Origin of the sequence: Streptomyces sp. WAC06614, from assembly GCF_003949795.1 — a bacterium.
Taxonomy (GTDB): domain Bacteria; phylum Actinomycetota; class Actinomycetes; order Streptomycetales; family Streptomycetaceae; genus Streptomyces.
In genome coordinates, this window is sequence record NZ_RPRY01000692.1 from 1 (window position 1) to 1,205 (window position 1,205).

Sequence of the window (1,205 nt, forward strand, 5' to 3'; positions counted from 1 at the left end):
CGATAAGCAGCGCGGCTCCGCCCCCGGTGCGCCCGCCGCAGGCGAGCTCGCCCATACTGGCTCCTCGAACGCGACCAACGCCGCCCTCGGGGCCGGAGCCGCGCTGCTTATCGCGGGCGGTGCCGGCACCCTCTTCGCCGTGCGGCGCCGCGCGGCCCGCTGACGTGCTCCACCCGAGGAATCTCGTGCTCCACCCCGTAGCCCAGCAGCTCGCGCCGCTCGCGGTCCCGCTCCTGTACGGCCGGCGCCGTACAGGGTGGGACCTGCTGCGCGGGCTGCTGCGCCGCGCCCGGTCCGCCGCCGCCGTGCGGCGGCCGGCCGCGGCCCGGCACCCGTACGCCGCCCAGGCCGCCCAGGCCGCCCCGGCCGCCCGGCTCGTCCACGCCGCCCGGGCCGAACAGGCCGACGGCGCCCGCCCGTACGCCCCGTCCCCGTACACGCCCTCCCCGTACGGCGCCGCGCCGGGCGCCGGCATCGGCTCGGGCCCGGGGGCCGGCCCCGGTACCGGCACCGCCCTCGGCGACCGGCCGCCGACCGTCAGCGAGCTCTACCACGCCCACCGGCTGCGCATGGTCCGCCTCGCGGTACTGCTCGTGGACGACCTGGCGACCGCCGAGGACGTGGTGCAGGACGCGTTCACCGCGCTCTACCGCCGCCACGGCGAGCACATAGCGGAGGTGGACAACGCCCTCGGCTACCTGCGGACCGCCGTCGTCAACACCTCCCGCTCGGTCCTGCGCCGCCGCCGGACCGTCCGCGGCTGGACCCCGCCGCCCGCCGGCGAGGTCCCGTCCGCCGAGGACTCCGTGGTCCTGGACGAGGCCCACCGCGAGGTGCTGGCCGCGCTCGGCCGGCTCACCCCGCGCCGCCGCCAGGTGCTGGTGCTGCGCTACTGGGCGGACCTCAGCGAGGCGGAGATCGCCACCACCCTCGGCATCAGCCGCGGCGCGGTGAAGTCGAACGCGAGTCGCGCACTGGACGCGCTGGAAAGGATCCTGGAGGGCCGGATATGACCCCCGAGTCGTCCCCGAGCGACCCTCGGACGGAGGAACGCCCGGTCGAGCACCGTCTGCGCGCGGCCCTGGCGGGCGCTCTGCCAGGCTTCGGTGGTCATCAGGCCGACCAGGGTGCTCCCCGCCGTGGTAGCCAGTGCCGCGATCTCCGGATCCATCGAACCCCCCATGTCTGCAGGACCGTTGGCGCCT

The 1,205-nt window shown here is 76.9% G+C and carries 2 protein-coding genes; both read left to right on the top strand.

From position 1 onward, the window contains the following. A partial coding sequence (locus tag EF918_RS35920) for an LAETG motif-containing sortase-dependent surface protein (RefSeq protein WP_125652999.1) occupies positions 1–163 on the top strand: 163 nt, incomplete at its 5' end. A 22-nt stretch (positions 164–185) separates the two neighbouring features. Then, entirely contained in the window at positions 186–1,013 is an 828-nt protein-coding gene (locus EF918_RS38860; protein WP_260611016.1) for an RNA polymerase sigma factor, read from the top strand. The last annotated feature ends 192 nt before the right edge of the window (positions 1,014–1,205 follow it).